Consider the following 24,584-nt stretch of genomic DNA (forward strand, 5'->3'; position numbering starts at 1 on the left):
TTATGAGTTCGGGAACGAATAAATATAAGGAGAAGCTGATTCCGTGTTAACTCTGCTACACCTGTTGTCCGCCGTCGCTCTACTGGTGTGGGGCACCCATATCGTCCGTACTGGCGTGATGCGCGTCTACGGCGCTCGCCTGCGCAGCGTGCTCAGCAGCAGCGTAGAGAAAAAACCGCTCGCCTTCTGCGCGGGGATCGGCGTTACCGCGCTGGTCCAGAGCAGCAACGCCACCACCATGCTGGTCACCTCTTTTGTCGCCCAGGATCTGGTGGCGCTGGCCCCTGCGCTAGTGATGGTGCTGGGCGCTGACGTCGGTACCGCGCTGATGGCGAGGGTGCTGACCTTCGACCTGTCGTGGCTTTCGCCGCTGCTGATTTTTATCGGCGTGATTTTTTTCCTTGGCCGCAAACAAACGCGCGCGGGCCAGCTTGGGCGCGTGGGGATTGGTCTGGGCTTGATTCTGCTGGCGCTGGAGCTGATCGTCCAGGCGGTGCATCCCATCACCCAGGCCAACGGGGTACAGGTGATTTTCGCCTCTTTGACCGGCGATATTATGCTGGATGCGCTGATCGGCGCGGTGTTTGCCATCATCAGCTATTCCAGTCTGGCGGCGGTGCTGCTGACCGCGACGTTAACCGCCACCGGCGTGATTTCGTTTCCGGTGGCGCTGTGCCTGGTGATCGGCGCCAACCTCGGCTCCGGACTGCTGGCCATGTTAAACAACAGCGGCGCCAATGCCGCCGCGCGCCGCGTTGCGCTCGGCAGCCTGCTGTTTAAGCTGGTGGGCAGCCTGATTATCCTGCCGTTTGTGCATCTGTTGGCAAACGTCATGGATGAACTCCCGCTGCAAAAATCCGAGCTGGTCATCTATTTCCACGTCTTCTACAACCTGATCCGCTGTATCGCCATGGTGCCGTTCGCCGGGCCGATGGCGAATCTCTGTAAGCGTCTGATTCGCGATGAGCCGGAGCTGGATGCGCGACTGAAGCCGAAGCACCTGGATACTTCGGCGCTGGATACGCCCGCGCTGGCGCTGGCCAATGCCGCCCGTGAAACCCTGCGTATCGGCGATGCCATGGAGCAGATGCTGGAAAGCCTGCGTAAAGTGATGCACGGCGAGCCGCGTGAGGAGAAAGAGCTACGGCGGATGGCGGATGATATCAACGTGCTTTACACCGCGATTAAGCTCTATCTGGCGCGGATGCCGAAAGAGGAGCTGGCGGATGAGGAGTCCCGCCGCTGGGCGGAAATTATCGAAATGGCGCTCAACCTCGAGCAGGCTTCGGATATTGTCGAAAGGATGGGGAGCGAAATCGCCGATAAATCGCTGGCCGCGCGCCGCGCATTCTCTATGGAGGGGCTGAAAGAGCTGGACGCGCTCTACGATCAGCTGCTCAGCAATCTGCAGCTGGCGATGTCGGTCTTCTTCTCCGGCGACGTGCCGAGCGCCCGCCGCCTGCGACGCAGCAAGCATCGTTTTCGCATTATGAACCGCCGCTACTCACACGCGCACGTTGACCGTCTGCATCAGCAAAACGTGCAGAGTATTGAAACCAGTACGCTGCACCTCGCGCTGCTGGGCGATATGAAACGTCTTAACTCGCTGTTCTGCTCAGTAGCCTATAGCGTGATGGAGCAGCCGGATGAGGACGATGAGCGCGATGATTATTAAGCGCTGATGAGCCGCCTGACATCCCCGGTTCGCGCTGCGCTTAGCCGGGCTACAGGATTACCGCCGTCTGCGGGCCGGTAGCCCGGGTAAGGCGTTTACGCCGCAACCCGGGGAATGCGCTGGCCCACGGACATCTGCGGAACGGTAGATACTGTGAACGCCTGCAACTCTTTTCACCACTGTCATCTTCTCCGGCTCCCGGATGACAGGCACAACAACGACAGCGACATCCCGCGCTGTCGTTTCATCCGGCACGCTTTCTTACGCTATCAACAGCTCATGCTGTGACGCATCGAACGCCTTTCCTGACTTCAGTACACCGTACGCCACCTGCGCCAGCTTTCGCATCATCGCCCCTGTGATGACTTTCGCACGCTTACCATTCCCCTCCAGCCTTTTCCTGAACGCTTTTCCCCACGCCGTATGGTACAGCGCCGATAACGCTGGCATGTATAGCGCTTTGCGCAGATGAACCGGTCCCGCCTTGCTCATCCGGCTCGCCCGCATCACGCTGCTGCCTGACTCATGCTGCACCGGCGTCAGTCCTGCATACGCCGCGAACTGCCGCCCTGTACCGAACTTCAGCTTCAGGCCCGTATACGCCAGCAGAACCGCCGCCGTTTTCTCTCCGATGCCCGGGATACTGTTCAGCAGCTTCCGCCGTTGTTTCATATCCGGGTCATTATCCGTCAGGTCTTTTATCTGTTTTTCGATACGCGCCAGCTCCGCGCTCAGACACCCCAGCAGGATATCAATGCTGGTCAGCTGAACTTCCGGCGCGGTTTCCCGCCGGTTTTTCTCCTGTGTCTGCATCTCTGTCAGCGCCTGATGGCGTAACACCAGGGCTTTCAGTGCCCGCTCTGTCGGATGGGGGGCCTCCCAGGCTGGCGGGCGTTTTTCCCGGCAGAAGTGAGCCAGCATACGGGCGTCCACTTTGTCGGTTTTACTGCGCAACCCCTCACTCTGTGCGAAAGCTTTACTGAGGGCGGGGTTGATGACGGACACGGTATACCCGGCATCACTCAGATGCGCGGCCGCGTCTTCCATGTAGGTGCTGGTGGATTCCATGCAGACATGGGCACGGTTCACATCATGGCCGCGAAGCCAGCGGACCAGCGCTTCGTGCCCGGAGAGGGTATTGTCAAATTTTTTACAACGATGCCGGCCATCAGGGCGAAGAATATCGACATCCAGTTTAGCTTTGGCGACATCAATACCGATGAAGTGGAGTTCATTTTCCATAGTGAAACCAACCTTGCGAATACGGGTTACCGGTGAAAGCCGGTCCATGATACTGTCCGGTTTATCACATGAGAAAGAACGGCGGTCCGGTGCAAAGGATCTACGGAACAGGCGCGAAAGCCTAAGCCCGGACACGGCATCCGGACCGCCATCAGAGAGAACTGGCCGGTTCTTTCTGACGGGTTAATCATACAAGCCCGGACAGGCGCAACGCGCCGCCTCCGGGACAAGAGCAAGCAGGGATCAGAAACGATGACCAGCGTTGAGGGTTACTGCTTCTTCTCCGGCTCTGAACACCAGCGTCGGATTCGGGCCGCCGAGGGTGGCGTGGCCCTGCGTCACCTGAATCCAGTTGCCTTCCGGCAGACCGATAATCGTCAGCTCTGGCGCAACCACCAGCAGCTCGCGGATCCGCTGCTCGCGGGTCTCGCCTTTATGGCCTTCCGGCAGCGCGTTGGTGAAATGCGGGTTAATTTGCAGCGGGAACAACCCCAGCGCAGCAAAACCGTTAGGGTCGACAATCGGCATATCGTTAGTGGTGCGAATCGTCGGACAGGCCAGGTTAGCGCCCGCGCTCCAGCCGATATACAGCGCTCCGCGCTTCACCACATCCACCATCGGCGCCAGCAGGCCGCGTTCGCGGCACTCTTTCAGCAGCTGAAAGGTGTTGCCGCCGCCGACGATAACTATCTCCGCATTCGCAATCGCCGACACCGGGTCCGCGACGCTGTGAATACCGGTGACCGTGACGCCCATTGGGCTGAAGACGGCGGCGGTTTTCGCGGTGTAATCGTCCCAGGTTTGCGTTACCCCGGCGAAAGGAATAAATACCGCAGAACGGCGGCCGTTTAGCTGCCCGGCAATGGTCGGCAGCGCATGTTCCAGCCAGGCTTTGCCCGGCAGCGTTGAGTTACTCAATAGCAGCAGTTCCATCATTTCTCCATTTGGCCAGATGATTATTCGGGCAGGGATGTTATCACAGGATATCTTACCGCTTGCTGACGTGGCTCACGCTGAGACGCGCTGAGCATAGCGGAACGGCGATTATTGGCGCAGCGACTCTCTGAATTAATCTGGAAAGCGCCTCGCAGACTGACTCTACCGGGCGTGACAGGTTAGCGGGAACCGCTTAGTTTTACGTTGATGATTCACAGGCAAAGGAATAGAAAATGCTCGTTTATTACGCTAATCTGAGGCATGTCATGCGCATTACCATGGGGGCTATCATGCGCACTACGTCGAACGTTAAAAAATCAGTCAATGTCTCGCTTTCGCCTGAAATCCTGGAAGAGGCGCGTAAACTTAAAATCAACATTTCGGCGGTTTTAACGGAAGCTTTACTTGAGAAATTTCGTGAGCACAAACGTGAAGAGTGGTTACGAGACAATAAGAAATCGATCGATACGATTAACCAATGGGTAGAAGAAAACGGTTCGTTTAGTGATTTTCAAAGGCCGTTCTGATGGAACAATATTGCGCTTATGAGAATACGGGAAGCGGTAAAAAGGTTTTCCCTTATTTAATCAACCTGCAGCATCCGGTCGCGAATGTCCTGAAGCATATCCTGGTTGCCCCTGTGATAGAACAAAACCAACTACCTGATACCCAGCCTCCGACCAAAATTTGCCCCGTGATTACGATTGCCGGTCAAACTTATATTGTGATGACGCATATGATGGCGGGTTTGCAGCAAAAAGAACTGGGCAAGTGCGTTGCTGATTTGACGGCGGACAGGGCTGCGCTGCGCGATGCAATCGACTTTCTGATCAACGGTTATTAGAGCGCCCTCCCTGGCGCTCACCGTTTTGCCCCTACCCTCTGGCAAAGGCCGCGGCTTCAGCGACAAGCGCCGCGTCCGGACGCACGCCGGTGTAGAGCGCAAACTGCTCCACCGCCTGCAGGGCAATCACCTCCGCGCCGCTGATAACGCGCTTGTCCAGCCTCTGCGCCAGCCTGATAAGCGGGGTTTCCGGCGGTAGCGCGACCACGTCAAATACCACGGCGGCCCGTTCCACCATTGTCTGGCTAAAGGCCAGGGTTTCGCTTTCCGCACCGCCCGCCATACCGAGCGGGGTGACGTTAACCAGAATATCCGCCGCCATTCCCTCCGGCCTGGGCTGCCACTGAAAACCGTACTGCTTCGCCAGCGCCAGGCCGCGCTCGCGATGGCGGGCGGCGATAATCACATCGCGGAAACCGGCATCGCGGAAGGCGGCGATGACCGCTTTGCCCATCCCGCCGCTGCCCTGGATCATCACTTTGGCGGAGGCGTCGAGCCGATGGCTGTCAATCAGGCTTTTTACCGCGATATAGTCAGTATTCAGCCCGGTCAGCCTGCCGTCGTCGTTGACGATGGTGTTGACCGAATCAATCACCTTTGCCGAAGGGTCAAGCGCGTCGAGAAACGGTATACAGCTCTCTTTAAACGGCATCGAGACCGCGCAGCCGCGAACGCCTAATGCGCGCACGCCGTTTACCGCCGCGGCAATGTCCTGGGTGGTAAAGGCTTTATAGATATAATTCAGCCCGAGCTTTTCATACAGATAGTTATGAAAGCGGGTGCCGAAGTTGCCCGGGCGACCGGCCAGCGACATGCACAGCTGCGTATCGCGATTAATCATGAGCAATATCCTCCGCGTGGGCCAGCAGATACTCCTCCGCCTCTTTTGACCAGATACCGTGATGGCGCTCCATGATCGCCGCCAGCTGCGGATCGCGGATTTCTCCCAGCGGCGTCAGCGGGATATTTTTCCCGGTATAGACCAGCTTTTTACCGCCGCCAACCGCCGGTAAATCCAGGGTCGTCTCGCCCGCCGCGTTCAGCCCCAGAATATGTGTCACCACCTTCGCGGCCTGGACTTTTTTCGCCTGCATCAGCGCGACGGCGGCGCGCATATCGTCGGTATTGCCCCCGGAGGTGCCAACGTAGTGGGTAAAGGCGTAATGCACATCGTAAAAATTGATCGGCGCGCTGAACTGCTTATCCTGCGGACCGGCGAAGAAGTTCAGGCAGCCGTCTGCGGCCAGCAGCGAGGAAGCCAGGGTGATGAGCTGTTCATTTGGGACGAAGACGAAGATATCGTCAAAACCGTGGCCGCCGGAGAGCGCCATCAGCGTTTCGCGGCTGGCGTCACGCCCATCAAGATAGTGAATCAACGTTTGCGGCTCGGAGGGATAGTGCTGGCGCGCATAGCTGAGCTTGGGCTTATTGGTGTCGGTGACCACCAGCAGCGCCGGATTGATCGGGCCATGCAGCGCGTAGTCGATAGCCAGCAGCCCCATCGGGCCGGTGCCGCCGAGGATCAGCGTGCGCCCCTGTGGGCGAATGCCCATCACATGGTTATAGCTGCCTTCCTGCAGATGATAGTTGGCGTTGAACGCGCCGATCACGCAGGAAAGCGGTTCCACCAGCGAGCCTTCAAACCAGGTATCGCCTTCCCAGGAAAGCAAACAATCCTGTTCCATCACCTCGTTGGGGATCACCACGTGGGTGGCTTCGCCGCCGATCCACGGGAAGGAATAGCCGGGGCAGTCCGGGCGATCCGGCAGCTGCAGGTTGGCCTGAATAACATAGCGTTGACCAGCGCGAAACTTGTGCTGCCACTTTTTGCCGACGGCGATAATTTCCCCGCAGAACTCATGGCCGATGATGATCGGGTTGGTCGCCACATCGTCCGGCACCTTTTTGTGGTCCTCGCCCTGGTTCGCCTCTTTCCATGAGGAGAGGCACAGGCTGTCGGTGACCACCCGGGCGAGGATTTCATCATCCTGCATCGCCGGGAGTTCGAAGGTTTCCAGGCGCAGGTCGCGTTTGCCGTACAGGCGCAGGGCTGTTGTTTGCATATTTACCACCTCATCCCCTTCATCTTTCACATTACGGGTACGTTCGGTTGCCGCCTTGCCGTACTGCGAAATCTGTTGGGGCTAACTTGTTGAAGTAGCCCCGGCATCGTCGGGGCGGAATAATCAGGACAGGAAGCCCAGCGCGTTACCGAGTATCCCCAAACCGAACAGGGCGAAAATCAGCCATACCGGGTTCACTTTCTTATTGAGCAGACGCACCATCAGCAGGGTCAGGCCCAGGGCCAGCAGGCCGGGGCAGAGCTGATCGAGGATGTTCTGTACGGTCATGGTGACGGTCGAGCCATCGGCGCCCGGCGTTTGCGAGACCACCAGCGGTACATTGATAGTGGTCCACTTGGTGACCAGCACGCCCATCACAAACAGGCCAAGAATGGAGGCGCCTTCGGTCAGTTTTTGCAGCAGGTTACCGCCCATCTCGCTGACGATATTGACCCCTTTACGGAAGCCAAGCTGCAGCCCGTACCACTTCATAGCCAGACGCACCGCATTGAAAATAAAGAAGAACAGCAGCGGGCCAACCAGGTTTCCGGAGAGCGCCAGCGAAGCGCCGAGGGCGGCGGTAATCGGCCGCAGCGTGCCCCACACCAGCGGGTCACCCACCCCGGCCAGCGGGCCCATCAGGCCGACTTTGATCCCGTTGATGGCGCCATCGTCGATAGCGGCGCCGTTGGCCCGCGCTTCCTCCATCGCGACGGTCACGCCAATCACCGGCCCACACACCGCCGGGGTGGTGTTAAAGAACACCAGATGGCGCTTCAGCGCGGCGACCTGATCCTCCTTCAGCGGATAGAGGCGCTTGATGGCCGGGATCATGTCGTAGCAAAAGCCAAGCCCGTGAATACGCTCGAAGTTGAATGACGCCTGCTGCAGGTTGGAGCGCAGAAACATGCTCACCAGGTCGCCTTGGGTAATTTTTCTCTGTTCCATGTTGGGCTCCATCAGTCGTCAAGCTGGTCAAGGGCGGTGGAAGAGGTGGCGGCAGCCTGCGGTTCGGATTTGCGCCACTGTGGATTGAGCTGGATATAAATCAGCGCGATGATGACCCCTACGCCGCCGAAGGCCAGCAGGCTGAAATCGAGATAGCCGCCCGCAAGGAAGCCGAGGAAGAAGAAGGGCATCAGATACTTCACGCCCATCATGCGCAGCACCATGGCGTAGCCGACCACCACGATAAAACCGCCGGCGATTTGCAGACCGCGGGTAACGAATTCTGGGATGGCGTTGAGCATATTGCTGACCATATCCGCGCTGACAAACAGAGAAACGATGAGTGCGGGAATGGCGACGCGCAGCGCCTGAACGCCCAGCGCCGATACGTGCAGCAGATCGATTGTCCCGAAGCGCGCTTCTTCTGCTGCCTTATCCGCCGCGTGCTGAAACACCACGGTAAGGGTACGGGCGAACACGGTGAGCACCTGGCCCGCCGCGGCGACCGGCAGCGCAATCGCTATTCCAGTAGCGATACTTTGCTGGCCCACGATCACCAGGATGGCGGAGATAATGCTGGCTAACGCCGAATCCGGAGACTGCGCCGCGCCGACGTTCATCCAGCCGAGCGCGATCAGCTCCAGCGTGCCGCCGAGCATAATCCCGGTTTTTAAATCGCCGAGAATTAAGCCAATCACGGTACAGGCGATTAATGGGCGATGAGTCTGGAATTCATCCAGCACGCTGCCCATCCCGGCAATACAGGAAAAAATAAATATGGCGATGATTTGTAGGGTACTTATTTCCATAATTTTTCACCTTGAGGGTATAGAAATCCCTGCCTGTTACGGCATTTACACGCTGTCCTTCAGGCTGCCTCTTTGTTGACGACACTTTCTTGCCCCAGTCACATAGTTATCTATGCTGCTGGTGACTCGCTCATTTGTCGCCGCGATGCATCCAGAATGACAGTGTGTAATAAAACAGGAGCCTTTTATTATTCTGTTACGGACTGCTCTGCTATTTTATCGAGAATATTAACTGACGGATCCGAGGCTACGACGCGTAAATCAAGATTAACACCCAACTTATCTAACTGCTGAAAGGCATTAATATCCGCTTCGTCTAATGAGACTGCTTTGGTTAATTGTTTTTTACCCGGACGCCAGGCCATGCCGCCAATATTCAGGGTGGCTATGTTGACGCCCTGCTGCACCATGGTTAGTACGTCCTGCGGGTTGGTGAATAAATAAAAAACGGTTTCGTCCTGATATTGCGGGTTGTGATAAACGGCGACGGCTTTCTCAAGATTCACCACGTTGACCTTCATGCCCGGAGGCGCGGCCTGGCGAAGCAGCGTGCGGCGAACGTCGTCATTATAAACGTCGTCATTACAGATAATAATGCGCTGGGCGTTAGCCACTTTTGACCAAACGGTGGTGACCTGGCCGTGAATCAGGCGGTCGTCAATGCGCGCGAGCGTAATGTTCATCAGAAATCCTCCTCAACGGTTTCCGGCTGCCGCCAGGTGACGCAGCACTGGCTGGCGATGGTCTCAAGATGTTGGCACAGTTCTTCCGCATGCATCGTTTGCTGGTTATCCACCAGCTCCAGAGCCAGCGGTAGCGACAAGCCGCTGATGACCCGGAGCCGCGGGTTGCGCATCGCCAGCCCGGCGGCGGCGTTCCACGGGCTGCCGCACTGGAGATCGACGGCGATAAGCCACTCCTCCTCTTTGTGAGTACTTACCAACTTTTCAAGCTTATCGGCGATATCGCCCGAGTTTTCTCCCGGTACAAATTCCACGGCGCTAACGTTGACATCGCCGTAGACCATGCGCACCGAGTCGAGCATGGCGCAGGCTAGCTGGCCGTGGGCGCAGAAGATGACGTTAACCATTTTCCCCCCTTAGCCGCGCGTTTTTCCGCCGGCGATGTTAGTGGTTACTCCGGTCATGTAGCTGGCGCGTTCTGAGAGTAGATAGCAAACAAAATCAGCCACTTCAGTGAGTCGACCGGAGCGGCCAAGAGGAATAGAATTTTTGCTATAGCCTTCGCGCAGCTGTTCGACGGTAATATTACGGGTCCAGGCCAACGCTTCTTCATACTCCGGGGTACGCAGGCCGGTTTTTTCCAGAATGCCCGGCGCGACGCCCACCACGCGGATACCGTGCTTGCCCAGCTCTTTCGACCAGGAGCGGGTAAAGCTGTTCAGCGCGGCCTTGGTCGCGGCATAGCAGCTCTGGCCTTCCGAGCCTTCGAGGCCGCTTTCCGACGAGACGTTAACAATCACGCCGCTGCGCTGTTTAACCATCTGGCGCGCCACCGCCTGCGACATCAGGAACACGCCTTTCTGGTTGATATTGACCATTTTTTCGAATGCCGCTTCATTTAATTCATAGCGACCGGACGGTGCTTTCTCATCGACTAATAAGCGCGGGAAGTTAACGCCAGCGTTATTGACTAAACCATCGATGCGGCCAAAACGTTGAATAATATGGTCGACGGTTTTATGTACTTCGCTGGCGCTGGATATATCGGTAGGCCAGAAGTTATAATTACCGCTACTCTGATGCTTATCGCCACCGTGAATATCGATCATCTGCACGTTCGCGCCCTGGGCTAATAACTCATCGACAATCGCCAGGCCAATTCCTGATGCGCCGCCGGTCACGGTAATTATTTTTTCTTTTAAATTTAACCATGTATTCATTATCGACTCCTGTTTCTTTAGATAAAGGGATCCCCCGCAGCAGCGCTGCGTGAAAACATATTCCTGAAATTTACTTCAGTAATGACTCAGCGGTTTCTCGATTCGTCACCAGACAGTTAATGTAATGACCGTTTAAGGCACCAAGGATGCCGGAGTATTTTTCCGCGCCCATCGCGATGCCTACCGAATAGCGCGCCTGTCTGAGTTTCGCCATCTCAATAGAGAGCGTTTTCTCACTCATGGCGGTCTCTACCATCAGGCCATCAATATTATAAAAGCGTGAGCAGATATCTCCGGCAACCTGGCGGGCGTTGAGATCGTCGCTCTCTTCACTGCCGTAAAACGCGTGCCAGTTTGCGCCGTCGCGGATCGCCGGGGAACCAATCCCCACCAGCGCGACGTCCAGGTTATCCCAGTAGGAGGCAATCGTTTTAAAGTGCTGTGACTGCATAATACCGTTGCGAATCAATTTATTATCGAGAAGTGCCGGAAAGTCGGCGAGATGAGATTCCGCTTTCAGCTTCGCCGCTGCGCCGTAGGTTAGCGTATTCACGTGGTAGCGGCTTTCCAGTTTGCCGGAGGGGCCGCCGATAATCGGCACGCAGATAACCTGGCGGGACTGACCGGCCTGCGGCAGATTCTCCACCAGCGCGCGCACCGCCCGCCCCCAGGAGAAGCCGACGATATCGCCCGGCTCCAGCAGCCTATCAACCAATTGCGCGCCATGCTGGCCGATGAGATTGAGCTGCTCCTCCTCCTGTAGAGCGTCGCTGGCCGCCACCACCACCTCTTTGAGAGCAAATTTTTGTTTTAGCTGCTGCTCAAGCCACAGATTTTCGTTGTAGTCATAGTTGATGGCGATAGTGACGATGCCCTGCTCGCGGCCGCGTTTCAACAGGCGGCTGATGGTGGTGCGATATATCCCCAGTTCGCGGGCTATCTGCGCCTGGGTCATATCCTGCTCGTAATAGAGCTGGGCGATTTTCACGATCAGACGAATATCGTCGCTGTTTTCCATCGTCACTGTCGGCTCCTGCACATTTGTGCAAATGAGAGAATGGCTGTCATGATCTGATATAACCCCATCAGCGGCCCGCTTCAAAGAAATTTTCCTCTATTTCAAGAGGGTGTTCTGACCGTTTGTGTTGCACATTTGCTTTGCTGGCATGAGGTCGACGGCACGTTTGTGCCAGGCATGCTAACAGCCTGATTCTGCGTTATTTCGCTGAGTAAAGTTGCCGGGATCTCAAGAGTACACTTTTGTGTTGAAAGGCGGGGCAGATCACACTTAGCGCCAGGCGACGCGCGCGCGATTCTTTTTTATCGCCCGCAAGGTAGGGTATATTTCGCTTTTACAGGAGATTTTATGCTGCCCGACTCATCAACCCGACTTAATAAATACATCAGCGAGAGCGGAATTTGCTCGCGCCGTGAAGCCGATCGCTTTATTGAACAAGGCAACGTTTTTATCAACGGCAAGCGCGCCACCATTGGCGACCAGGTTAAAGCTGGCGACGTGGTAAAGGTCAATGGCCGGTTGATTGAGCCGCGCGAAGCGGACGATCTCGTCCTGATTGCGCTGAATAAACCGGTTGGCATCGTCAGCACCACCGAAGACGGCGAGCGCGACAATATTGTGGATTTCGTTAACCACAGTAAACGCATTTTCCCAATCGGTCGTCTGGATAAAGACTCCCAGGGGCTGATCTTTCTGACCAACCATGGCGATCTGGTGAATAAGATCCTGCGCGCTGGTAACGATCACGAAAAAGAGTATCTGGTCACCGTTGATAAGCTAATAACCGATGAGTTTATCCGCGGTATGGGCGCGGGGGTACCGATTCTCGGCACGGTGACGAAGAAGTGCAAAGTGAAAAAAGAAGCGCCGTTTGTATTTCGTATCACCCTGGTGCAGGGGCTGAATCGCCAGATTCGCCGGATGTGCGAACACTTTGGCTATGAAGTGACGAAGCTTGAACGGACGCGGATCATGAACGTCAGCCTGACGGGGATCCCGCTGGGAGAGTGGCGCGATCTGACCGATGATGAGCTGATCGATCTCTTTAAACTGATTGAGAGCTCGTCTTCAGAAGCGAAACCGAAGGCAAAAGCAAAGCCGAAAACGGCCGGCATCAAGCGCCCGGTGGTGGCGATTGAAAAAAGCGGCGAGAAATCTTCCCGCCCGGCGTCGAACGGCAAACGCTTTACCGCGCCGGGGCGCAGAAAGAAAGGGCGTTAACGTCTGCCGCGGGTCGGCGTATTGGCCGACCAGGAAAACGAGGCCTCTGCATCCGGTTTGTATGCCTGCTTTTTCTTCAGCTGGCGGGCTTTTTTCGCCTCGGTTTCCCGCTGGAGCATCAGCTTATCGATGTACTCTTTTTTCACGCTATTGGTTTCCGCGTTAGTCAGCGGACGGCCGTGGGCGATGCGCGCGCGGTCGAGCAGGGTTTTCAGTTCTCGCTGTTCGCGCTCGGTCATCTCTTTTTGGGTGATGCGGGGGAGTGCCATAGTCGTGCCCTCAGTTAGCCTATGGCTTCAGTGTACGGTATTGGGGCTGACGTCTCACGGTAAATTATTGTGCCTCGCAGAAAATCCCGGACAGGTGCTGCGCACCTGTCCGGGCTACAAAACCCGCAAGCTGCACGGACCGTAGCCCGGCTAAGCGCAGCGCAAGCCGGGAAAATTACGGGTTGTTAGCTCTCTTTTACCGTTTTACGCGATTTATCAACAATAGGCTTTCCTGACCAGTAACCGGCCAGCAGCGAGCCGGACAGGTTGTGCCAGACCGAGAACAGCGCGCCGGGCAGCGCGGCCAGCGGGCCAAAGTAGATTTTCCCCAGCGCGGCAGCAAGGCCGGAGTTCTGCATTCCCACCTCGATCGCCAGCGTGCGGCAGGTGGACTCGTCAAAGCCAAACAGCCGTCCGCCCCAGTAGCCGCCGAGCAGGCCGATGGTGTTATGCAGGATGACGGCGATAATCACCACAAAGCCTACGGAAGCGATATGCGACGCGGAACCGGCCACCACGGCGCAGATAATCGCCAGAATGCAGACCATCGAAAAGGCCGGCAGGAACGGCTCAACCGCCTTGACCACTTTCGGCAGCAGATGATGCACGACCAGCCCCAGCGCAATCGGGATCACCACGATTTGCAGAATGCTGAGCAGCATCCCCATCACGTCCACCTGAATATGCGCATCTACGTACAGACGCGTCAGCAACGGCGTGGCGACCACACCGACCAGCGTGGAAACCGACGAGATGGTGACCGAAAGCGCGACATCGCCTTTTGCCAGAAAGATCATCACGTTGGATGCCGTACCGCTGGCGACGCTGCCGACCAGCACCATCCCGGCGGAGAGCTCCGGCGGCATATGAAAAATCAGCGCCAGCAGCCAGGCGGCGAGGGGCATCACCAGGTAGTGGAGAAAAATGCCTGCGGCGACCGGCGCGGGGCGGGAAAGCACGCGCTTAAAATCGTCGACTTTCAGGTGCACGCCCATACCGAACATAATCAGCATCAGCAGCGTCGGGACCCACGGGCCAACGGGAGTGAAAGTGGATGGCGTGTAATAGGCGATAACCGAGAGCAGCAGCGCCCATAATGGGAACAGCCGCGTAAGCGTGGCGAGCATGTTGTTTTCCTTGCACGTAAGTTGTGTTTGCTTGTTATAGACCGGCCGGGATCGAGCCCGGCCATCGCTATTGTTTATCGTGCTAAGACATATTATTCAAACAAATTATGCTCATGTTCCGCTGCGGACGATCTCCCAACTGAGTCCGAAGCGCGCTAAATACTTGCGCAGACGGTCGGCATCGTTGGGATTGGCCTTTTTCTGCCGGGAGACGGCGAACAGCTCGCGTCCGGCTTCGGAGAGCGAAGCGCTGCGTTGGCAGACCGCCAGCACCGTTTCCAACTGGCGGCGATCGAACAGATCGATTTCCATCGCAATATCAGCAGAAGATGTCGTGAGCTGCCAGCTCGCTTTCAGCAGCATTATCTCCTCTTCCGCAACGGCCAGCGTAATGCGCCCCTGCTCGGCCAGGGTCGCCATGCGCGTCACGGACGAACTAAGTTCGCGGAAATTGCCGCGCCATTGCGCCTGCGGCGAGCAGGCAAAGGCCAGATAGCGCTCGCGGGCGTCTTTATCGAAGCGGATCTGCGTCTGCCGCTCGTTGGCCAGTCGGCGTAATTCATACTCCACGTTCGGCGCAATATCTTCCCGCCGCTGCGCCAGGCCGGGGAGGGCAAAGCGCCACATATTGATGCGCGCATAAAGATCTTCGCGAAAGCGCCCCTCTGCCACCCACTGCTGCATATCGCGATGCGTGCCGGCGATCAGCTGGAAGTCGCTGTGCACCTCTTTATCCGAGCCAAACGGAAAAAAGGTTTTTTCTTCGATGGCCTTCAGCAGCATGGCCTGCTCATCCAGCCCCAGCTCGGCGATTTCATCGAGAAACAGTACGCCGCCGTCGGCTTCGCGTAATAGCCCGGCGCGAGGCGTCACCGCGCCGGTAAACGCGCCTTTGACATGGCCAAACAGCGTGGACATGGCGTTATCGCCGCGCAGCGTGGCGCAGTTCACCGCCATGAATTTTCCCGCCACCCGATGCCGCGACTGACGAAGCTGAAAAATACGTTTGGCGAGGACGGATTTACCAGCGCCCGTTGGGCCGGTAAGCAGGATCGGATCGGCCGATCGGATCGCCACGCGCTCAATACGATCGATAAGCGCGTTGAACGTCGCGTTCCGCGTCTCGATGCCTGCCTTCAGGAAGGAGACGGACTGCTGCTGCTCGCGCTGAAAGCGGCTGGTGAGCGCCGTATAGCGGCTTAAGTCCAGATCGATCACCGAGTAAATACCGGCGGCGACGGCTTCATCCGCTGCGCTTTTCGGCGCAGGGCTGGTCTGCAGCAGGCTGGCGGGGAGGTAGCGCGCTTCGGTCAGCAGGAACCAGCAGATCTGCGCCACGTGGGTCCCGGTGGTGATATGCACCAGATACTCTTCGTTTTCGGTATCAAAGCGATAGCGGTTGGCAAAGTCGAGAAACGCCGCGTAGACCTCTTCAAAATCCCAGGGATCGTTTATCTCAACCGTATGCGGGCGCACTTCGGTATGCGGCGAAAGCTGGGCGATATCGTCAATCAGCTTTTGCGCCATGCTTTCATCACGCGGCTGGTGGAGGAGCTCCAGCCGGTCGACGGGAAAATCGGCCTGCTGGCATAGCCCCACGGTGGGCCGCCATTTTTTAAAGCGGTTCGCTCGCTTGCCGCGTTTATCCAGTACCGTTCCGAGGACGCCTATCACCACTCGCCGCTTTTTCATGTTTATCCCAAAAGATAAGTATCGATATTTAAAGATAAAAAAACCTGCTGGCGTGAGCAAGCGTCACGGTGTGCTTTAAAAATAAAAACTTTACTAATTAATTAGTTAAAAAATAACTTTCGCCATTTTTGTTTTTGGCACGCATCTGGCAATAGTCCTTTCGTCACGATGCTGAAGACGCAGGGGATTAAACCCCGCCGGCACGCCAGGAACGGTACAGACCGTTTTTCGGGCGCGTTCCGTCAGCCGATGACCACCAATGGGTTCGATTCCCGATTTCATCTCCAATGAAAACTGGTTGTTAATCATAAAAACACCACGGGGTTGTGCGCAGTCGGCACTCCCCAAAGCTGGTCGCCGGTAAAGGCGCCGTGCCGCAGGCAAAAGGGAGTTCCCCTGCGGCTCCGCCCCTGCACCCGCGCCTGATTAAATGTAAAGGAATAAAAAATGACGAAAAAAATTACGGTACGTAAAGGTCAGCTTGGCCTTTTATCCCGCCAGGGTGACTACTATCAGGTTCTGGAAGCAGGCGAGCACCGCCTGCCGTGGTTCAACGTTCCTGACGTGCTGATCGTAAACCGGGACGGCAGCGAGGTGCCGGAAGCGCTGGCGGAGTATTTACGACGCTTTCAGCCTCAATGGGTTGAACGCTACTGCCTGGCGGTGGATTTGACGGATATCGAAACCGGGGCGCTGTATGCCAACGGTGTGCTGCAGGACATTTTACCGCCTTCGACGCGCCGGCTGTACTGGTCCGCCGGTGACGAGATGCGGCTGCTACGTATCGATACCCGCCAGGTTGAGGTTCCGGCTGACATCATGAATGCGGTGCTGCAGCCGCGACGTCACGGGGCGGTAAAAGGCCGCGAAGCGATCCTCACCGTATCGGTGCCGGCGTGGCACGTTGGGGTGTTGAAAGTCGACGGTGAGACGCAAGCGCTGCTGCAGCCGGGATTAAGCGCGTACTGGAAGGTCAATCACCTGGTGGAAGCGGAAGTGGTCGATACCCGCCTGCAGGTGCTGGAGGTTGGCGGTCAGGAGATTCTGACCAAAGATAAAGTGAACCTGCGTTTAAATCTGGCGGCGAACTGGCGCTATGACGATGTGCTGCGGGCGTTCGGACAGCTGACGAAGCCGCTGGATCATCTGTATCGCGAGCTGCAGTTTGCGCTGCGTGAAGCCGTCGGGACGCGAACGCTGGACGAGCTGCTGGAAGATAAGAAAATCATCGATGAGGTGGTGAACGCGCAGGTTACCGAGCGCATGGCGGCATTTGGCATCGACGTCGCCTCGCTGGGCGTGAAGGATATTGTGCTGCCCGGCGACATGAAAGCCATTCTGTCGCAGCTGGTGGAAGCGGAGAAATCGGCGCAGGCGAATGTGATCCGCCGCCGTGAAGAGACCGCGGCGACCCGTTCGCTGCTCAACACCGCGAAGGTGATGGAAAATAATCCTGTCGCGCTGCGCTTAAAAGAGCTGGAAACGCTGGAAAGAGTGGCGGAACGTATCGATAAAATCTCGGTCTTTGGCGGTCTGGACCAGGTGCTGCATGGCCTGGTGAATCTAAAAGGATAATGAAAATGACGTATCACGGTGTGAATGCCGCTATGCGCCATAAGGTGCAACGGCAGTTAACGGACGTGGAGCGGCGCTACGGCGTCAGAGTGCTCTACGCCTGTGAATCCGGTAGCCGAGGCTGGGGCTTTGCCTCGCCGGACAGCGATTATGATGTGCGGTTTCTCTACGTTCATCCGCTGGAGTGGTATCTGCGGGTGGACGCGCCGCGCGATGTTATCGAGCTGCCCATTGACGATGAGCTGGACGTCTGCGGCTGGGAGTGGCGCAAGGCGCTGGGCCTGCTGAAAGGGGCGAACCCGACGCTGATCGAGTGGCTGGATTCGCCAGTGGTGTATCGGCAGGATGACGCGACGGTTAAGGCGCTTAAAAAACTCATCCCGCATTGGTTTTCTCCGGTACGCGCCCGCTGGCATTACTACTCGATGGCCAGGAAAAATTTTCGCGGCTATCTGCAAGGCGAACACGTGCGGCTGAAAAAGTACTTCTACGTGCTGCGCCCGCTGCTGGCCGTCCGCTGGGTTGAGGCGGGAAAAGGCGTACCGCCGATGCGCTTTGATCAACTGCTGGCGGGAAGCGAGCTGGAAACGGGGCTGCGTGAGGAAATAAACGCGCTGCTGGAACGTAAACAACGTGCGGGAGAGGCGGAGTACGGCCCGCGGCGACCATTACTGCATGCGTTTATTCAGTCCGAGCTGCTCAGAGGCGCGATCCCTCCCGCGCTGCCGGATAGCCGGACAGGGGATATTAGGGAGTTGGACAGATTGCTGATGACCACGGTGATGGGGAACTAAAAATGGCCCGGCAGAAATGACGGGCCATTTTTTCGCCATTACTCGAACAGATTATGATGCAGCTTCTGCACCACTTTTTCGGCATCCGCTCCCGGCACCAGGAAGCACAGGTTGTGGCTGGATGCGCCATAGCAAATCATTCGAATGTTGAACGGATCCAGTACGCCAAACACCTCTTTACCGACGCCGCACGCTTTCGACAGCTCATTACCAATGATGGCGACCAGCGCCAGATCCTGCTCGACCTCAACCCGGCACAGAGAGGAAAGTTCGGTCAACAGCCCTTGGGTGAGCAGGGTATCGCCAGCTGACGTCGAACCGGTGGTATCCATGGTTAGCGCCACGCTCACTTCCGACGTGGTGATCAGATCGACGGAGATGCTGTGACGCGCCAGAATACTAAACACTTCGGCCAGAAAACCACGCGAGTGCAGCATATTCAGGCTGTGCAGGGTTAGCAGCGTCTGCTTGCGGCGCAGCGCCAGCGCGCGGAACAGCGGCGGGTTTTTGGTGTTTTTGCACACCAGCGTGCCGCCGGCCTTCGGCTCTTTGCTGGAGCCGACGAATACCGGAATATCGCTGCGCACGGCGGGGAGCAGGGTGGCCGGATGCAGGACCTTCGCGCCAAAGGTCGCCATTTCCGCCGCTTCTTCAAAAGCGATAACGTCAATGCGTTTGGCTGCCGGCGCGACGCGCGGGTCGGTGGTGTAGATACCCGGAACATCGGTCCAGATATCGACGCGGGTGGCGTTTAGCGCTTCGCCGAGCAGCGCGGCGGTATAGTCGCTGCCGCCGCGGCCCAGGGTGGTGGTACGGCCTTTGGCTTCGCTGCCGATAAAGCCCTGGGTGATCACCAGCCCTTCCGCAAGGCGCGGGGTCAGCTGCTGCTGGGTTAATTCAGATAAGGCGGCGATATCCGGTTCCGCGCGGCCAAAGCGGTCGTTGGTGCGCATAATTTTGCGTACGTCGAACCACTGGGCGGCGATACCGCGCTCGCGCAGGATCTCGACAAACAGCAGGGTAGACATCAGTTCGCCATGGCTGACCAGCTCGTCGGTTAACGCGGTTGAACTGGCCAGGGAGGCGGCTTCCGCCAGGGTGGTGATGTTTTCCAGCAGGCGCTCTATTTCATCGCGGATCACGTTCGGATAGCGCAGACGCTCCAGAATATTGAACTGGATTTGACGCATGGCATCGAGTTTCGCGAAACGTTCGCCGGGTTCCAGCCCTTCCGCTAATGCGACCAGCAGGTTGGTCACGCCCGCTGAGGCGGAAAGCACCACCACGCGGGTATTGGCATCCAACAGCGCGACGTCTACGCTGCGGTTCATGGCATCAAAATCGGCAACGCTGGTGCCGCCGAACTTGGCTACAACTAAATCTGTCATAACAACCTCGTGTCAGGGGGCCTGACTTATTAAAACGATTCCAGAAAACCAATCCTGGCGGGGCTGGACGCAACCGGATTGCAATAAAATGTCTTAATAAGCCAGGCCAAATTATTCAGCCATGGCACAAGGGAAGAGCGAAAAACAGGGTGGGCGCAGAGCGATAAACAAACTACGATGTCACCCAGAAGTGCTCCACCTTGTAGACCCGCTTGCCGATGCTTTGTATCAGCTGGCGAGTATGAAACGCCCGACTGCGAACGTTTCTGGTGACAACCCAGGGGATTCAGCCCCTGTGGCCGGTGATGAGCGTAACCAGACGCTTATTCACCTCGGCGTTGCTCCCCCTCACGTATTTTCCCCGGACTGGCTCCTCCAATACGGTTACCTGGGCAACGCACCTCTTCTGGCAATTACCGACGTCTTTCACTTTGCCAGGGGGACGCGGGACATTATACCCCCCTGCAATACCCTTTCGCTGTAGCGTGAAATGCGCGATCCATACATACCTACGTATACGTAAATACTGCCGTTATATAAAGGCTTCAGGCGAAGTATGTCAACGTCAGGGTTATGCGGATTTTTCATGGGCGGGTCGCTGACAGAAAAAAGCCTTATGATGTCTATACTATCAGGGGCGTTTTGCGCCAAATCGGTCCAATTTCTGACGCGTATCATCGGCATAACATAAAAATCATCACAATTTTTCGTCACCGGCGCTACAATCGACCGCAGTCACAATTCTCAAATCAGAAGAGTATTGCTAATGAAAAACATCAACCCAACGCAGACCTCTGCCTGGCAGGCATTACAGAAACACTTTGATGAAATGAAAGACGTTACCATCGCGGATCTGTTCGCGAAGGATAGCGATCGTTTCTCTAAATTCTCCGCCACGTTCGACGATCTGATGCTGGTGGATTTTTCCAAAAACCGCATCACCGAAGAGACGCTGGCTAAGCTGCAGGACCTGGCCAAAGAGACCTTCCTGGCAGACGCCATTAAATCCATGTTCTCCGGCGAGAAGATTAACCGCACGGAAGACCGCGCGGTGCTGCACGTTGCGCTGCGTAACCGCAGCAATACTCCGATTCTGGTTGATGGCAAAGACGTGATGCCGGAAGTGAACGCCGTGCTTGAGAAGATGAAAACCTTCTCCGAAGCCATTATCTCCGGCAACTGGAAAGGCTACACCGGTAAAGCGATTACCGACGTCGTGAACATCGGTATCGGCGGCTCCGACCTCGGCCCGTTCATGGTGACCGAAGCGCTGCGCCCGTACAAAAACCACCTGAACATGCACTTTGTTTCCAACGTCGATGGGACCCACATCGCCGAAGTGCTGAAAACGGTGAACCCGGAAACCACGCTGTTCCTGGTCGCGTCGAAAACCTTTACCACTCAGGAAACCATGACCAACGCTCACAGCGCGCGCGACTGGTTCCTGGCGACCGCCGGCGATGAGAAGCACGTAGCGAAACACTTCGCCGCGCTCTCGACCAACGGTAAAGCGGTTGGCGAGTTCGGTATTGATACCGCCAATATGTTTGAGTTCTGGGACTGGGTTGGCGGCCGTTACTCTCTGTGGTCAGCCATCGGCCTGTCCATCATCCTGTCCGTCGGCTTCGACAACTTTGTTGAGCTGCTCTCCGGCGCGCACGCGATGGATAAACACTTCTCCACGACCGCGCCTGAGAAAAACCTGCCGGTACTGCTGGCGCTGATCGGTATCTGGTACAACAACTTCTTCGGTGCTGAAACCGAAGCGATTCTGCCGTACGACCAGTATATGCACCGCTTTGCCGCCTACTTCCAGCAGGGCAACATGGAATCCAACGGTAAATACGTTGACCGTAACGGCAACGCCGTGGATTACCAGACGGGCCCAATCATCTGGGGCGAGCCGGGTACCAACGGTCAGCACGCGTTCTACCAGCTGATTCACCAGGGGACCAAAATGGTGCCTTGCGACTTTATCGCCCCGGCGATTACCCACAACCCGCTGTCCGACCACCATCCGAAGCTGCTGTCTAACTTCTTTGCCCAGACCGAAGCGCTGGCGTTTGGTAAATCCCGCGAAGTGGTTGAGCAGGAATATCGCGATCAGGGTAAAGATCCGGCGACCCTGGAACACGTGGTGCCGTTCAAAGTGTTTGAAGGCAACCGCCCGACCAACTCCATCCTGCTGCGTGAAATTACGCCGTTCAGCCTGGGCGCGCTGATTGCCCTGTATGAGCACAAAATCTTCACCCAGGGCGTGATTATGAACATCTTCACCTTCGACCAGTGGGGCGTGGAGCTGGGCAAACAGCTGGCTAACCGCATCCTGCCGGAGCTGAAAGATGGTTCCGAAGTGAGCAGCCACGACAGCTCCACTAACGGCCTGATTAACCGCTATAAATCCTGGCGCGCATAATCGCTAAAACGTTCGCAATGCCGGCCCATGTGGCCGGCATTTTTGTTATAGCCGGCGCAGCAGCTTTGCCGGGTTCCCGGCCCACACGCCTTTCTCAGTAATGGATTTGGTCACCACGCTGCCCGCGCCAATCACGACCCCATCGCAGATGCTGACCGCCAGAATGGTTGCGCCGCTGCCGATAGACACATCGTTGCCAATCACAATTCTTCCCCAGCTCTCGCGGTCGGCGTTGGGTTTTCCCTCGCGGAACATATCGTTGGCGAACATCACGCCGTGGCCGATAAAACAGCGCTCGCCGATGGTCACGTACTCGCAGATAAAGGTGTGGGACTGAATTTTGCTGTCGTTGCCGATGCGGGTATGGCCCTGAATCTCCACAAATGGCCCGACGAAGACGTTATCGCCAAGCGTGCAGTCGTAGAGGTTGGCGGGCTGGTAAATCACCACGTTTTCGCCGCTGGCGACGTTGCGAATGGCTGTTTCACGAAGGGTATGCATGCTGCCTCTCAGATTGGTTTAGCCAGAATATGGAGTGTGCTTTCCTGGGTTGCAGAATGAAATGCCACATCCTTCACGTGCTGCATCCCCTGGCGTTCATAAAAACGGCGGGCGCTGGTATTCACGGCGAGCACTTCCAGCCATAGCCAGCGTTCACCCTTCTCTTTTGCTCGCGTCTCGACGGCGCGGAAAATCTGCTCGCCGTAGCGATGTCCGGTGGCGTCGGGCAGCAGATAAAGCTTATGCAGCAGCGTGCCGGAGGGACCCTCGGGATGAATATTCTGACCACAGGCGTATTTAGCAAAGCCGACAGGACGCGCGGCTTCCGCAATCAACCAACAGCACTGCGGATCGGCCAGGCTGGGCGCCAGCGCGGCCATGGAATATTCTTGCTGCAGGTAGTGCTCCAGTTCATCGGCGTTGTGCCAGAGATGGGCAAAGTGGTGGCGATAGCTGGCATTGGCCATTTCGTTGAGCAAGGCTGCATCTTCTGGCCCTGCAATACGAATTTTGAACATGGTTGTTTCCTTTTTAACCTGTCAGTGTGGCAAGTGATTGTTACATTTACGCCGCCGGTGGCAAAAAGTTAACGAATAATGTCGATCTGGATCACACTTTTGCGTTATACAGGTCACAAATAATGATGATTATGAGGTGTATCTATGCCGCCGGTTTATCGTCCGTTGGTGAGTTTTATTGCAACCGCAATGCAAACCGTTTTGAATCTTGGCCTGCTGTGCCTGGGGGTCATTCTGATCGTATTTCTGGGCAAGGAGACGTTGCATCTGGCGCACGTCCTGTTTACGCCGGAGCCTGTCAGCAAGTACAAGCTGGTGGAGGGGCTGGTCGTCTACTTCCTCTATTTCGAGTTTATCGCGCTGATAGTGAAGTATTTTGAGTCGGGATTTCACTTCCCGCTGCGCTACTTTGTCTATATCGGCATCACCGCCATCGTCCGCCTGATCATTATCGATCATGAGTCGCCTATGGCGGTGCTGATTTACTCCGCTGCGATCCTGATTCTGGTGATTACGCTTTGGCTGTGTAATTCCAACCGCCTGAAACGCGAATAAAAAAAAGCGGCCTCCAGGGCCGCTGACCAACAGTCACAAATAGAATTTATGTAGGGTCCAGTTGAGGATAGCAGTGGCATTTGCCTTACTTTTTCAGCTGAGGGCGGCGGCGGCAATGCCCGGTTGGGGACGCGCATTGCCGCTAAACCGCCGGCCCTCATCTGAAATTTGGGGCGGGTGTTACAAAAAAATTAACCTTTCACTCCGCCTGCCGTCAGGCCGTTGACCAACCAGCGCTGGGCCAGCAGGAACACTACGGTAATCGGAATAGCGGAGAGCACCGCTGCAGCGGCAAAGTCGCCCCACAGATAGTTCTGCGGGTTGAGATACTGTTGCATTCCGACCGCCAGGGTATAGCTGTTCACATCGCGCAGCAGCAGGGAGGCCACCGGTACTTCGGTAATCGCGGCGATGAACGACAGAATAAACACCACCGCCAGAATCGGTACCGACAGCGGGAGCAGCACCAGGCGGAAAGCCTGCCACGGGGTGGCGCCGTCCAGCGCCGCCGCTTCCTCCAGCGAGCCGTCGATGGTTTCGAAGTAACCTTTAATCGTCCAGACGTGCAGCGCGATACCGCCCATATAGGCGAAGATGACGCCGCCGTGGGTATTCAGGCCGACGAACGGCACGTACTGGCCGAGACGGTCAAACAGGGCATACAGCGCGACCAGCGACAGAACCGCGGGGAACATCTGGAAAATCAGCATCCCTTTCAGCAGCGTGGCTTTACCCGGGAAGCGCATACGGGCAAAAGCGTAAGCGCAGGTAGTAGAGAGCGCGACGATGCCAATGGCGGTAATGCCGGCCACCTTGATGGAGTTCCACAGCCACAGCAGGACCGGGAAGGGGGGCGGCGTGACGCGACCGTCAGCGTGTTCAACGCTGAAGCCTAACGCCAGCCGCCAGTGCTCCCAGGAGATACTTTCAGGGATCAGGCTACCGGTGGCGAAGTTCCCTTCGCGCAGAGAGATAGCGATGACCATCAGCAGCGGGAACATAATCGCCGCGATAAAAACCAGCAGCAGGAGATGCGTGGTAAACAGGCGCAGCTTCTGAGATTTGGGTTGAACCATAGCCATAATCGTTA

26 protein-coding genes and 1 riboswitch are annotated in these 24,584 nt (G+C 56.7%); of the genes, 8 read left to right on the top strand and 18 right to left on the bottom strand.

What is annotated here, in order from left to right; all coding sequences use genetic code 11:
• Positions 1–43: 43 nt before the first annotated feature.
• A complete protein-coding gene (locus BWI76_RS01690; protein ID WP_004127714.1) occupies positions 44–1,675 on the top strand; it encodes a Na/Pi cotransporter family protein in 1,632 nt (543 codons plus the stop codon).
• 261 nt (positions 1,676–1,936) lie between these two features.
• Here BWI76_RS01690 and BWI76_RS01695 read toward each other — a convergent pair whose 3' ends face one another.
• On the bottom strand, positions 1,937–2,917 hold the full coding sequence (locus BWI76_RS01695; RefSeq protein WP_004138466.1) for an IS110 family transposase: 981 nt from the start codon (positions 2,915–2,917) through the stop codon (positions 1,937–1,939).
• Between the two features lie 243 nt (positions 2,918–3,160).
• Entirely contained in the window at positions 3,161–3,850 is a 690-nt protein-coding gene (pepE, locus tag BWI76_RS01700) for a dipeptidase PepE (RefSeq protein ID WP_004138468.1), read from the bottom strand.
• A 236-nt stretch (positions 3,851–4,086) separates the two neighbouring features.
• Between pepE and BWI76_RS01705 the strand changes: the two genes are divergently transcribed.
• Complete coding sequence (locus BWI76_RS01705) at positions 4,087–4,380, top strand: type II toxin-antitoxin system CcdA family antitoxin (RefSeq protein WP_004138471.1); 294 nt, start codon at positions 4,087–4,089, stop codon at positions 4,378–4,380.
• A complete protein-coding gene (locus tag BWI76_RS01710) occupies positions 4,380–4,697 on the top strand; it encodes a CcdB family protein (protein WP_004138474.1) in 318 nt (105 codons plus the stop codon). Before BWI76_RS01705 ends, BWI76_RS01710 begins: the two co-directional genes overlap by 1 nt.
• Positions 4,698–4,728: 31 nt before the next feature.
• On the opposite strand, the gene BWI76_RS01715 is transcribed toward BWI76_RS01710, so the two are convergent.
• From BWI76_RS01715 to BWI76_RS01750, 8 genes are all read right to left on the bottom strand, one after another.
• On the bottom strand, positions 4,729–5,538 hold the full coding sequence (locus BWI76_RS01715) for a shikimate 5-dehydrogenase (protein WP_004138476.1): 810 nt from the start codon (positions 5,536–5,538) through the stop codon (positions 4,729–4,731).
• Positions 5,531–6,760 carry an L-sorbose 1-phosphate reductase gene (gene sorE, locus BWI76_RS01720; RefSeq protein ID WP_004137599.1) on the bottom strand — a complete coding sequence of 410 codons (1,230 nt, stop codon included), beginning with the start codon at positions 6,758–6,760 and terminating at the stop codon, positions 5,531–5,533. The genes BWI76_RS01715 and sorE overlap by 8 nt, the downstream gene beginning before the upstream one ends.
• A 123-nt stretch (positions 6,761–6,883) precedes the next feature.
• Positions 6,884–7,708 (bottom strand): PTS system mannose/fructose/sorbose family transporter subunit IID, encoded by an 825-nt coding sequence (locus BWI76_RS01725; protein ID WP_004137598.1) that lies wholly within the window; start codon positions 7,706–7,708, stop codon positions 6,884–6,886.
• A gap of 11 nt (positions 7,709–7,719) precedes the next feature.
• The gene (locus BWI76_RS01730) at positions 7,720–8,517 is read right to left on the bottom strand and encodes a PTS mannose/fructose/sorbose transporter subunit IIC (RefSeq protein WP_049087459.1); all 798 of its coding nucleotides are present in this window, start codon (positions 8,515–8,517) and stop codon (positions 7,720–7,722) included.
• A gap of 188 nt (positions 8,518–8,705) precedes the next feature.
• Positions 8,706–9,200 (bottom strand): mannose/fructose/sorbose PTS transporter subunit IIB, encoded by a 495-nt coding sequence (locus BWI76_RS01735; protein ID WP_004137596.1) that lies wholly within the window; start codon positions 9,198–9,200, stop codon positions 8,706–8,708.
• Positions 9,200–9,607, bottom strand: coding sequence for a mannose/fructose/sorbose PTS transporter subunit IIA (locus tag BWI76_RS01740; protein ID WP_004137595.1), 408 nt, complete (start codon positions 9,605–9,607; stop codon positions 9,200–9,202). Before BWI76_RS01740 ends, BWI76_RS01735 begins: the two co-directional genes overlap by 1 nt.
• Positions 9,608–9,616: 9 nt before the next feature.
• The gene (locus BWI76_RS01745; RefSeq protein WP_064371516.1) at positions 9,617–10,420 is read right to left on the bottom strand and encodes an SDR family oxidoreductase; all 804 of its coding nucleotides are present in this window, start codon (positions 10,418–10,420) and stop codon (positions 9,617–9,619) included.
• A 70-nt stretch (positions 10,421–10,490) separates the two neighbouring features.
• Positions 10,491–11,438 (bottom strand): sugar-binding transcriptional regulator, encoded by a 948-nt coding sequence (locus BWI76_RS01750; protein WP_032711104.1) that lies wholly within the window; start codon positions 11,436–11,438, stop codon positions 10,491–10,493.
• 348 nt (positions 11,439–11,786) lie between these two features.
• Between BWI76_RS01750 and rluF the strand changes: the two genes are divergently transcribed.
• Complete coding sequence (gene rluF, locus BWI76_RS01755; protein ID WP_004137591.1) at positions 11,787–12,659, top strand: 23S rRNA pseudouridine(2604) synthase RluF; 873 nt, start codon at positions 11,787–11,789, stop codon at positions 12,657–12,659.
• Here the strand turns inward: rluF and BWI76_RS01760 are convergent.
• The 4 genes from BWI76_RS01760 to BWI76_RS01775 form a co-directional block, all read right to left on the bottom strand.
• Complete coding sequence (locus BWI76_RS01760; protein ID WP_004137590.1) at positions 12,656–12,928, bottom strand: DUF3811 domain-containing protein; 273 nt, start codon at positions 12,926–12,928, stop codon at positions 12,656–12,658. The genes rluF and BWI76_RS01760 overlap by 4 nt on opposite strands.
• 185 nt (positions 12,929–13,113) lie before the next feature.
• Positions 13,114–14,055 carry a ketopantoate/pantoate/pantothenate transporter PanS gene (gene panS, locus BWI76_RS01765; RefSeq protein WP_004137589.1) on the bottom strand — a complete coding sequence of 314 codons (942 nt, stop codon included), beginning with the start codon at positions 14,053–14,055 and terminating at the stop codon, positions 13,114–13,116.
• 111 nt (positions 14,056–14,166) lie between these two features.
• Entirely contained in the window at positions 14,167–15,747 is a 1,581-nt protein-coding gene (gene rtcR / locus BWI76_RS01770) for an RNA repair transcriptional activator RtcR (protein ID WP_004137588.1), read from the bottom strand.
• A gap of 105 nt (positions 15,748–15,852) precedes the next feature.
• The gene (locus BWI76_RS01775; protein WP_071830618.1) at positions 15,853–16,056 is read right to left on the bottom strand and encodes a hypothetical protein; all 204 of its coding nucleotides are present in this window, start codon (positions 16,054–16,056) and stop codon (positions 15,853–15,855) included.
• A 138-nt stretch (positions 16,057–16,194) separates the two neighbouring features.
• On the opposite strand from BWI76_RS01775, the gene BWI76_RS01780 reads away from it, so the two are divergent.
• Together BWI76_RS01780 and BWI76_RS01785 are read left to right on the top strand one after the other, a co-directional pair.
• The gene (locus BWI76_RS01780; protein WP_049089224.1) at positions 16,195–17,322 is read left to right on the top strand and encodes a slipin family protein; all 1,128 of its coding nucleotides are present in this window, start codon (positions 16,195–16,197) and stop codon (positions 17,320–17,322) included.
• A 5-nt stretch (positions 17,323–17,327) separates the two neighbouring features.
• On the top strand, positions 17,328–18,116 hold the full coding sequence (locus BWI76_RS01785; protein ID WP_049089240.1) for a nucleotidyltransferase domain-containing protein: 789 nt from the start codon (positions 17,328–17,330) through the stop codon (positions 18,114–18,116).
• A 38-nt stretch (positions 18,117–18,154) separates the two neighbouring features.
• Here BWI76_RS01785 and lysC read toward each other — a convergent pair whose 3' ends face one another.
• Entirely contained in the window at positions 18,155–19,504 is a 1,350-nt protein-coding gene (gene lysC, locus BWI76_RS01790) for a lysine-sensitive aspartokinase 3 (RefSeq protein WP_004137585.1), read from the bottom strand.
• Positions 19,505–19,684: 180 nt separating this feature from the next.
• A riboswitch (Lysine riboswitch) is annotated at positions 19,685–19,918 on the bottom strand.
• 352 nt (positions 19,919–20,270) lie between these two features.
• Here lysC and pgi point away from each other — a divergent pair.
• Entirely contained in the window at positions 20,271–21,920 is a 1,650-nt protein-coding gene (pgi, locus tag BWI76_RS01800) for a glucose-6-phosphate isomerase (RefSeq protein WP_024360180.1), read from the top strand.
• A 45-nt stretch (positions 21,921–21,965) separates the two neighbouring features.
• Here the strand turns inward: pgi and BWI76_RS01805 are convergent, their stop codons facing one another.
• On the bottom strand, positions 21,966–22,421 hold the full coding sequence (locus tag BWI76_RS01805) for an acyltransferase (RefSeq protein WP_004097740.1): 456 nt from the start codon (positions 22,419–22,421) through the stop codon (positions 21,966–21,968).
• 8 nt (positions 22,422–22,429) lie between these two features.
• Positions 22,430–22,939: a GNAT family N-acetyltransferase gene (locus tag BWI76_RS01810; protein WP_004137582.1), complete on the bottom strand. Its 510-nt coding sequence runs from the start codon at positions 22,937–22,939 to the stop codon at positions 22,430–22,432.
• A 144-nt stretch (positions 22,940–23,083) separates the two neighbouring features.
• Between BWI76_RS01810 and psiE the strand changes: the two genes are divergently transcribed.
• On the top strand, positions 23,084–23,494 hold the full coding sequence (psiE, locus tag BWI76_RS01815; RefSeq protein WP_004097754.1) for a phosphate-starvation-inducible protein PsiE: 411 nt from the start codon (positions 23,084–23,086) through the stop codon (positions 23,492–23,494).
• Between the two features lie 191 nt (positions 23,495–23,685).
• Here psiE and malG read toward each other — a convergent pair whose 3' ends face one another.
• Positions 23,686–24,576, bottom strand: a complete 891-nt coding sequence (malG, locus tag BWI76_RS01820; protein WP_004137581.1) for a maltose ABC transporter permease MalG — start codon at positions 24,574–24,576, stop codon at positions 23,686–23,688.
• Positions 24,577–24,584 lie beyond the last annotated feature (8 nt).

This window comes from Klebsiella sp. M5al (assembly GCF_002090195.1).
In the GTDB taxonomy this organism is placed as follows: domain Bacteria; phylum Pseudomonadota; class Gammaproteobacteria; order Enterobacterales; family Enterobacteriaceae; genus Klebsiella; species Klebsiella grimontii.